The 8,994-nt window shown below is 70.2% G+C and carries 7 protein-coding genes; 1 reads left to right on the forward strand and 6 read right to left on the reverse strand.

What is annotated here, in order from left to right:
• Nucleotides 1–88 precede the first annotated feature (88 nt).
• The 6 genes from carB to pyrR all read right to left on the reverse strand — a co-directional run bounded on the left by carB (nucleotide 89) and on the right by pyrR (nucleotide 8,188).
• The gene (gene carB / locus ACFVH5_RS07965; protein WP_384810137.1) at nucleotides 89–3,397 is read right to left on the reverse strand and encodes a carbamoyl-phosphate synthase large subunit; all 3,309 of its coding nucleotides are present in this window, start codon (nucleotides 3,395–3,397) and stop codon (nucleotides 89–91) included.
• Nucleotides 3,390–4,562: a glutamine-hydrolyzing carbamoyl-phosphate synthase small subunit gene (gene carA, locus ACFVH5_RS07970; RefSeq protein ID WP_385832685.1), complete on the reverse strand. Its 1,173-nt coding sequence runs from the start codon at nucleotides 4,560–4,562 to the stop codon at nucleotides 3,390–3,392. The genes carB and carA overlap by 8 nt, the downstream gene beginning before the upstream one ends.
• Nucleotides 4,559–5,164: a hypothetical protein gene (locus ACFVH5_RS07975; RefSeq protein ID WP_107019869.1), complete on the reverse strand. Its 606-nt coding sequence runs from the start codon at nucleotides 5,162–5,164 to the stop codon at nucleotides 4,559–4,561. The genes carA and ACFVH5_RS07975 overlap by 4 nt, the downstream gene beginning before the upstream one ends.
• Nucleotides 5,165–5,190: 26 nt before the next feature.
• Nucleotides 5,191–6,477 (reverse strand): dihydroorotase, encoded by a 1,287-nt coding sequence (locus tag ACFVH5_RS07980; RefSeq protein WP_385832686.1) that lies wholly within the window; start codon nucleotides 6,475–6,477, stop codon nucleotides 5,191–5,193.
• A gap of 5 nt (nucleotides 6,478–6,482) precedes the next feature.
• Complete coding sequence (locus ACFVH5_RS07985; RefSeq protein WP_384810142.1) at nucleotides 6,483–7,460, reverse strand: aspartate carbamoyltransferase catalytic subunit; 978 nt, start codon at nucleotides 7,458–7,460, stop codon at nucleotides 6,483–6,485.
• Nucleotides 7,461–7,597: 137 nt separating this feature from the next.
• The gene (gene pyrR, locus ACFVH5_RS07990) at nucleotides 7,598–8,188 is read right to left on the reverse strand and encodes a bifunctional pyr operon transcriptional regulator/uracil phosphoribosyltransferase PyrR (RefSeq protein ID WP_210891820.1); all 591 of its coding nucleotides are present in this window, start codon (nucleotides 8,186–8,188) and stop codon (nucleotides 7,598–7,600) included.
• Between the two features lie 244 nt (nucleotides 8,189–8,432).
• Here pyrR and bldD point away from each other — a divergent pair, with 244 nt between their 5' ends.
• Complete coding sequence (gene bldD, locus ACFVH5_RS07995; protein WP_067366005.1) at nucleotides 8,433–8,933, forward strand: transcriptional regulator BldD; 501 nt, start codon at nucleotides 8,433–8,435, stop codon at nucleotides 8,931–8,933.
• The last annotated feature ends 61 nt before the right edge of the window (nucleotides 8,934–8,994 follow it).

Here is an 8,994-nt window from a genome sequence, read left to right on the forward strand (position 1 = left end):
GTGGACCGGAGCCCCCGAAGGGGCGCGGGGAACTGCGCGACCAGCCACAGCGGACCCGCGGACGCAGCACCCGCGGCAGGCGGAGCGCCTAGTCGCGGGCAGCGGTCAGGTGCTCCGCGTGTTCCTGCAGCGACCGCACGCCCACGTCTCCGCGGGTGAGCGCGTCGATGCCCTGGACGGCCGCGGCGAGCGCCTGGACGGTCGTCAGGCAGGGCACGGAACGGGCCACGGCGGCCGTACGGATGTCGTAGCCGTCGAGGCGGCCACTGGTGCCGTACGGCGTGTTGACGATGAGGTCGACGCCGCCCTCGTGGATGAGCTGGACGATCGTCTTCTCGCCGTTCGGGCCCTCGCCCTCGGACTGCTTGCGCACGATCGTGGCGTTGATGCCGTTGCGCTTGAGCACCTCGGCCGTGCCGGACGTGGCGAACAGCTCGAAGCCGTGGGCGACGAGTTCACGGGCCGGGAAGATCATCGAGCGCTTGTCGCGGTTGGCGACGGAGATGAAGGCGCGCCCTTTGGTGGGCAGCGGCCCGTACGCGCCCGCCTGGGACTTCGCGTACGCCGTGCCGAACATCGAGTCGATGCCCATGACCTCGCCGGTGGAGCGCATCTCCGGGCCGAGGATGGTGTCGACACCGCGGCCGTGGATGTCGCGGAAGCGCGACCACGGCATGACGGCCTCCTTGACGGAGATCGGCGCGTCCAGCGGCAGCTCACCGCCGTCGCCGACGGACGGCAGCAGCCCCTCGGCGCGCAGCTCGGCGACGGTCGCGCCCAGCGAGATCCGGGCGGCGGCCTTGGCGAGCGGCACCGCGGTCGCCTTCGAGGTGAAGGGGACCGTGCGCGAGGCACGCGGGTTGGCTTCGAGGACGTACAGGATGTCCCCGGCCAGTGCGAACTGGATGTTGATCAGTCCGCGGACGCCGACGCCCTTGGCGATGGCCTCGGTCGAGGCGCGCAGCCGCTTGATGTCGAAGCCGCCGAGGGTGATCGGGGGCAGGGCGCACGCCGAGTCGCCGGAGTGGATGCCGGCCTCCTCGATGTGCTCCATGACGCCGCCGAGGTACAGCTCGTGTCCGTCGTACAGGGCGTCCACGTCGATCTCGATCGCGTCGTCCAGGAAGCGGTCGACCAGGACCGGCCGGGAGGGGCTGATCTCGGTGGACTCCTCGATGTAGGAGGCCAGCCGCGTCTCGTCGTACACGATCTCCATGCCGCGTCCGCCGAGGACGTACGACGGCCGGACGAGGACGGGGTAGCCGATCTCGTCCGCGATGGCCTTGGCGCCGGCGAAGGTGGTGGCGGTGCCGTGCTTCGGCGCGGGCAGTCCGGCCTCCGCGAGCACCTGGCCGAAGGCGCCGCGGTCCTCGGCGGCGTGGATGGCCTCGGGCGGGGTGCCGACGACCGGGACGCCGTTGTCCTTGAGCGCCTGCGACAGGCCCAGCGGGGTCTGGCCGCCGAGCTGGACGATCACTCCCGCGACCGGTCCGGCCAGCGTCTCCGCGTGGACGATCTCCAGTACGTCCTCCAGGGTGAGCGGCTCGAAGTACAGCCGGTCGGAGGTGTCGTAGTCCGTGGAGACGGTCTCGGGGTTGCAGTTGACCATCACGGTCTCGTAGCCGGCGTCGCTCAGCGCGAAGGAGGCGTGGACGCAGGAGTAGTCGAACTCGATGCCCTGGCCGATGCGATTCGGGCCGGAGCCGAGGATGATCACCGCGGGCTTCTCGCGCGGGGCGACCTCGGTCTCCTCGTCGTACGAGGAGTAGAAGTACGGCGTCTTGGCGGCGAACTCGGCGGCGCAGGTGTCGACCGTCTTGTAGACCGGGCGCACGCCGAGCGCGTGGCGCACCTCGCGCACCACGTCCTCGCGCAGCCCGCGGATCTCGCCGATCTGGACGTCGGAGAAGCCGTGCCGCTTGGCCTCGGCGAGCAGCGCGGGCTCCAGCTTGTCGGCGGCGGCCAGCTCGTCCGCGATCTCCTTGATCAGGAACAGCTGGTCCACGAACCAGGGGTCGATCCGGGTCGCGTCGAAGACCTCCTCGGGCGTGGCGCCCGCGCGGATGGCCTGCATGACGGAGTTGATGCGCCCGTCGGTCGGCCTGATCGCCTCTTCCAGAAGAAGGGCCTTGTCGCCGGGCTCGCCGACGAACGTGAACTGACTGCCCTTCTTCTCCAGCGAGCGCAGCGCCTTCTGGAGCGCCTCGGTGAAGTTGCGGCCGATCGCCATGGCCTCGCCGACCGACTTCATGGTCGTGGTCAGCGTGGAGTCGGCGGAGGGGAACTTCTCGAAGGCGAACCGGGGTGCCTTGACGACCACGTAGTCGAGGGTCGGCTCGAAGGACGCCGGGGTCTTCTCCGTGATGTCGTTCGGGATCTCGTCGAGCGTGTAGCCGACGGCCAGCTTGGCGGCGATCTTGGCGATCGGGAAGCCGGTGGCCTTCGACGCGAGGGCCGAGGAGCGCGAGACGCGGGGGTTCATCTCGATGACGATGATGCGGCCGTCGTCGGGGTTGACCGCGAACTGGATGTTGCAGCCGCCGGTGTCGACGCCGACCTCGCGGATGATCGCGATGCCGATGTCACGCAGCCGCTGGTACTCGCGGTCGGTCAGGGTCATCGAGGGCGCGACGGTGATCGAGTCGCCGGTGTGGACGCCCATCGGGTCGAAGTTCTCGATGGAGCAGACGACCACGACGTTGTCGTTCTTGTCGCGCATCAGCTCCAGCTCGTACTCCTTCCAGCCGAGGATGGACTCCTCCAGGAGCACCTCGGTGGTCGGGGAGAGCATGAGGCCCTGGCCGGCGATGCGGCGCAGCTCCTCCTCGTCGTGCGCGAAGCCGGAGCCTGCGCCGCCCATGGTGAAGGAGGGGCGCACGACGACGGGGTAGCCGCCGAGCGTGTCGACACCGCCCAGCACGTCGTCCATGGTGTGGCAGATGACCGAGCGGGCGGACTCGCCGTGGCCGATCTTCGCGCGGACGGCCTCGACGACGCCCTTGAAGAGGTCGCGGTCCTCGCCCTTGTTGATGGCCTCGACGTTGGCGCCGATCAGTTCGACGCCGTACTTCTCCAGCACACCCTGCTCGTGCATGGAGATCGCGGTGTTGAGGGCGGTCTGGCCGCCGAGTGTCGGCAGGAGCGTGTCGGGGCGCTCCTTGGCGATGATCTTCTCGACGAACTCCGGGGTGATCGGCTCGACGTACGTGGCGTCGGCGATCTCCGGGTCGGTCATGATCGTCGCGGGGTTGGAGTTGACCAGGATCACCCGCAGGCCCTCGGCCTTGAGGACGCGGCAGGCCTGGGTGCCGGAGTAGTCGAACTCGGCGGCCTGGCCGATGACGATCGGGCCGGAGCCGATGACCAGGACGGACTGGATATCGGAGCGCTTAGGCACGCTGGCCCTCCATCGAAGCTGTGTTCATCAAAGACGTGAAGCGGTCGAACAGGTAGGCGGCGTCGTGGGGACCCGCGGCCGCCTCCGGGTGGTACTGGACGCTGAACGCGGGCTGGTCGAGCAGCTGGAGCCCCTCGACGACCTGGTCGTTCAGGCAGACGTGGCTGACCTCGGCCCGCCCGTAGGGGGTCTTGGAGACCTTCTCGAGCGGCGCGTCGACGGCGAAGCCGTGGTTGTGCGCGGTGACCTCGACCTTGCCGGTCGTACGGTCCTGCACGGGCTGGTTGATGCCCCGGTGGCCGTACTTCAGCTTGTAGGTGCCGAAGCCGAGGGCGCGGCCGAGGATCTGGTTGCCGAAGCAGATGCCGAACAGGGGCGTCTTCCGCTCCAGCACGGCGCGCATGAGGGCGACGGGGTGCTCGGCCTGCTCCGGGTCGCCGGGGCCGTTCGAGAAGAACACGCCGTCGGGGGCGACCGCGTAGATCTCCTCGACGGTCGCGGTGGCGGGCAGCACGTGCACCTCGATGCCGCGCTCGGCCATGCGGTGCGGGGTCATGCCCTTGATGCCGAGGTCCACGGCGGCGACGGTGAACTTCTTCTCACCGACGGCCGGGACGACGTACGTCTCCTTGGTGGCGACCTCCTCGTAGAGGCTGGCGCCCTTCATCTCGGGGGCCTGGCGCACCTCGGTGAGCATGGTGCCCTCGTCCGGCAGCGCGCTGCCGGAGAAGATGCCGACGCGCATGGCGCCGCGCTCGCGCAGATGGCGGGTGAGCGCGCGGGTGTCGATGCCGCTGATGCCCACGACGCCCTGCGTGGCGAGCTCCTCGTCCAGCGAGCGCCGGGAGCGCCAGTTGGAGGGCACACGCGCGGGGTCGCGTACGACGTAGCCCGCGACCCAGATCCGCCCGGACTCGGGGTCGTCGTCGTTCACGCCGGTGTTGCCGACGTGCGGGGAGGTCATCACGACGACCTGGCGGTGGTACGACGGGTCGGTGAGGGTCTCCTGGTAGCCGGTCATGCCGGTGGAGAACACCGCTTCGCCGAAGGTCACCCCCACGGCCCCGTAGGCCCGGCCGCGGAAGGTCCGGCCGTCCTCCAGAACGAGTACGGCGGGAGCCGCCTTGTGCCGCTGCGAGGCGGTTCCCTGGTCGGAGGTGGTCATCGTGCGCCTTCCGTGTCGCTGCTCTGGTCGATGTCGCTGCTCTGGTCGGTCATGTGGTTCAGGGTGTCGACCCATTCGTTGTGCTCCGCCGCGTGGTCGGAGCGGAATCCTGAGTCGATCAGCTTGTCGCCGTGCTCCCAGGTGACGACGAGCAGGCCGCCCTCGGAGAGGACCTTGCCCGCGATGCCCTTGTCGAGCCGGGCCTCGCGCAGTCGCTCGCGGGGGACGAAGAAGTCGGCCGCCCCGGGGCGTACGACGTCGAGACCCGCGTCCGTCAGGGTCAGCTCCACCCTGCTGCGGGTGCCCAGGCCGTGCGCCACGATGCGGTCGAGCCACTGCCCGGCCGTCGTCGACCCGTGGTAGCGACCGCTCATGGTCAGTCTGGCCGCACCGGGCTCACTCGGCACGACGGGCAGCTCGGGCAGGTCTCCCTGGAGGGTGCCGCGCCATTTCCAGCCCTCGCGCATCAGCCAGTAGACGAGCGCGATGAACAGGACCAGGCCGACGAGCCAGCCGATGCGGGCGGCCCAGTCGGTCACCTCGGCGGACTTCTGCTCCGCCGCGAGGCCGACGGCGCGGCCCGTGGTGAGTTCCGTGGCGATCTGCGCTGCAAAGGGGGTGAGTGATGTCACGCGAGCTTCCCGTCGACGAGCGTGGCCCTGCCCCGCAGCCACGTGTGCGTGACACGGCCCGGCAGCTCACGACCCTCGTACGGAGTGTTGCGGCTGCGCGATGCGAAGCCCGCGGGGTCCACCTCACCACGGTATGCGGTGTCCACCAGCGTGAGGTTGGCGGGCTCACCTGCCGAGACGGGACGGCCGTGGCCCTGTGCCCGGCCGATCTCGGCGGGCTTGAGGGACATGCGGTCGGCGACACCGGCCCAGTCGAGCAGCCCGGTCTCGACCATCGTCCGCTGGACGACCGACAGCGCGGTTTCGAGGCCCACCATGCCCATGGCGGCGGCGGCCCACTCGCAGTCCTTGTCCTCGTGCGGGTGCGGGGCGTGGTCGGTGGCGACGATGTCGATCGTGCCGTCGGCGAGCGCCTCGCGCAGGGCCAGCACGTCGCGTTCGGTGCGCAGCGGCGGGTTGACCTTGTAGACCGGGTTGTAGGAGCGCACCAGCTCATCCGTGAGGAGGAGGTGGTGCGGGGTGACCTCGGCGGTGACGTCGATGCCGCGAGACTTGGCCCAGCGGACGATCTCGACGGAGCCGGCGGTCGACAGGTGGCAGATGTGGACGCGGGAGCCGACGTGCTCGGCGAGCAGGACGTCCCGGGCGATGATCGACTCCTCGGCGACCGCGGGCCAGCCGCCGAGTCCCAGTTCCGCGGAGACGACGCCCTCGTTCATCTGGGCGCCCTCGGTGAGGCGGGGCTCCTGGGCGTGCTGGGCGACGACGCCGCCGAAGGCCTTCACGTACTCCAGGGCCCGGCGCATGATCACGGCGTCGTCGACGCACTTGCCGTCGTCCGAGAAGACGGTGACGCCGGCGGCGGACTCGTGCATGGCGCCCAGTTCGGCGAGCTTCTTGCCCTCCAGGCCGACGGTGACGGCCCCGATGGGCTGCACGTCGCAGTAGCCGTGTTCGCGGCCGAGCCGGTAGACCTGTTCGACGACTCCGGCGGTGTCGGCCACGGGGAAGGTGTTGGCCATGGCGAACACGGCGGTGTAGCCGCCGCTCGCGGCGGCGCGCGTACCGGTCAGGACCGTCTCGGAGTCCTCGCGGCCGGGCTCGCGCAGATGGGTGTGCAGGTCGACGAGCCCCGGCAGGAGCACCCGGCCGTCGGCCTCGACGACCTCGGCGCCCTCCGCCGAGAGACCCGTACCGACCTCGGCGATGGTCTCGCCGTCGATGAGGACGTCCTGCGGCTCGCCGCCGAGCACCTTCGCACCACGGATCAGAATCTTGCTCATGTGACTTACTTCTCCTCGGTACGGGTGTGGGTGGCGGCGGGTTCGTTGCCACCGAGCAGCAGGTACAGGACGGCCATCCGGATCGAAACTCCGTTGGTGACCTGCTCGATGGCGGTGCAGCGCGCCGAGTCGGCGACCTCGGCGGTGATCTCCATGCCGCGGACCATCGGCCCGGGGTGCATCACGATGGCGTGCTCGGGCATCTTCGCCATGCGGTCGCCGTCGAGGCCGTAGCGCCGCGAGTACTCGCGCTCGGTCGGGAAGAACGCCGCGTTCATCCGCTCGCGCTGCACGCGCAGCAGCATCACGGCGTCGGACTTGGACAGCGTCCGGTCCAGGTCGTACGAGACCTCGCAGGGCCAGGACTCGACGCCGACCGGCACCAGGGTCGGCGGGGCGACGAGGGTGACCTCGGCGCCGAGGGTGTGCAGCAGGTCGACGTTCGAGCGGGCGACCCGGCTGTGCAGGATGTCGCCGACGAGCGTGATGCGCCTGCCGGAGAGGTCCTGGCCGAGGCCCTCGTCCCGGCCGACGAGCCGGCGCCGCATGGTGAAGGCGTCGAGCAGGGCCTGGGTGGGGTGCTGGTGGGTGCCGTCGCCCGCGTTGATGACGGCGGCGTCGATCCAGCCGGAGGTCGCGAGGCGGTACGGGGCTCCGGAGGCGCCGTGCCGGATGACGACGGCGTCGACGCCCATCGCCTCCAGGGTCTGGGCGGTGTCCTTGAGGGACTCGCCCTTGGAGACGCTGGAGCCCTTGGCGGTGAAGTTGATGACGTCCGCGGACAGCCGCTTCTCGGCGGCCTCGAAGGAGATCCGGGTGCGGGTGGAGTCCTCGAAGAAGAGGTTGACGACGGTGCGGCCGCGCAGGGTCGGCAGCTTCTTGATCGGCCGGTCGGCGACCCGGGCCATCTCCTCGGCGGTGTCGAGGATCAGGACGGCGTCGTCGCGGGTGAGGTCGGCGGCCGAGATGAGATGACGCTGCATCTTTCAGGCTCCGTAAGGCAGAAGGCACAAGGCGGTTCAGGTCGGGAAGCGGGCGTCCGGAGGTGCCGGTGGGCACGACCGGGACGGGCAGGGGCGCGCGTGGGCCCGGCGCACGGCGACGGCCGTACGCCGCAGAGCTACGGCTGCCCGCCCTGGGAGGTCTGCTTCACACCGAGCAGCACGGTGTCCCGACCGTCCTCCTCGGCGAGCTGGACCTTGACCGTCTCCCGCAACGACGTGGGGAGGTTCTTGCCGACGTAGTCGGCGCGGATCGGGAGTTCGCGGTGGCCGCGGTCGACGAGGACCGCGAGCTGCACGGCACGCGGGCGGCCGATGTCGTTCAGCGCGTCGAGGGCGGCGCGGATGGTGCGGCCGGAGAAGAGCACGTCGTCGACGAGGACGACGAGTCTGCCGTCGATGCCGTCACTGGGGATGTCGGTGCGGGCCAGCGCTCGCGGCGGGTGCATGCGCAGGTCGTCGCGGTACATGGTGATGTCGAGGGAGCCGACCGGAATGCGGCGGTCGGTGATCTCCTGGAGCTTGACGGCGAGCCGCTGCGCCAGGTGCACGCCCCGGGTCGGAATGCCCAGGAGCACCACGTCCTCGGCGCCCTTGGCGCGCTCGACGATCTCGTGGGCGATACGGGTCAGGACCCGTGCGATGTCGGGGGCCTCGAGAACGGGCCGCGCATCGGACGCGTACTGCTGCTTCTGCTGTTCGGTGTCCATACGAAACGGACCTCCTTCTCCGCCTCTCGGGACGGATCATTAAAGGACGTCGGAATTGCGCCATCCACGGTACCAGCCCGGCAATGCCCCTGATCACCCCCCTCGTCCCGGCCGTGCTCCGCTTCCCCGGGGAGACCGGTCCGGACCATTCGGCTTGACGAGCCAGAGTCACGCTGCGTAACCTCACAGTGAGTCACCAGCCGCGCGGCCGAGCCGCACGTCGACACAGTGTCCGGGGAGCTATATGTCCAGCGAATACGCCAAACAGCTCGGGGCCAAGCTCCGCGCCATCCGTACCCAGCAGGGCCTTTCCCTCCACGGCGTCGAGGAGAAGTCCCAGGGCCGCTGGAAGGCGGTCGTGGTCGGTTCGTACGAGCGCGGCGACCGCGCCGTGACCGTGCAGCGTCTTGCCGAGCTGGCGGACTTCTACGGCGTTCCCGTGCAGGAGCTGCTGCCGGGCACCACGCCGGGCGGGGCCGCCGAGCCGCCGCCGAAGCTGGTCCTCGACCTGGAGCGACTGGCCCACGTACCGGCCGAGAAGGCGGGCCCCCTGCAGCGCTACGCGGCGACGATCCAGTCCCAGCGCGGCGACTACAACGGCAAGGTGCTGTCGATCCGCCAGGACGACCTGCGCACGCTCGCCGTCATCTACGACCAGTCGCCCTCGGTCCTCACCGAGCAGCTGATCAGCTGGGGCGTCCTGGACGCGGACGCGCGCCGCGCGGTCTCCCACGACGAGGGCTGACCGCCACCAGCACTGAGAAGAAACGTGCCGCCGGGGTGGCCGGAACCCATGGGTTCCGGCC

This window comes from Streptomyces sp. NPDC127119, assembly GCF_042677425.1.
Taxonomy (GTDB): Bacteria; Actinomycetota; Actinomycetes; order Streptomycetales; family Streptomycetaceae; genus Streptomyces.

Coding starts and splice junctions, on each gene's coding strand:
- carA (WP_385832685.1), bottom strand. CDS start 4,562: ATGACCACCTCCGACCAGGGAACCGCCTCGCAGCGGCACAAGGCGGCT.
- ACFVH5_RS07980 (WP_385832686.1), bottom strand. CDS start 6,477: ATGAGCAAGATTCTGATCCGTGGTGCGAAGGTGCTCGGCGGCGAGCCG.
- ACFVH5_RS07985 (WP_384810142.1), bottom strand. CDS start 7,460: ATGCAGCGTCATCTCATCTCGGCCGCCGACCTCACCCGCGACGACGCC.
- pyrR (WP_210891820.1), bottom strand. CDS start 8,188: ATGGACACCGAACAGCAGAAGCAGCAGTACGCGTCCGATGCGCGGCCC.
- bldD (WP_067366005.1), top strand. CDS start 8,433: ATGTCCAGCGAATACGCCAAACAGCTCGGGGCCAAGCTCCGCGCCATC.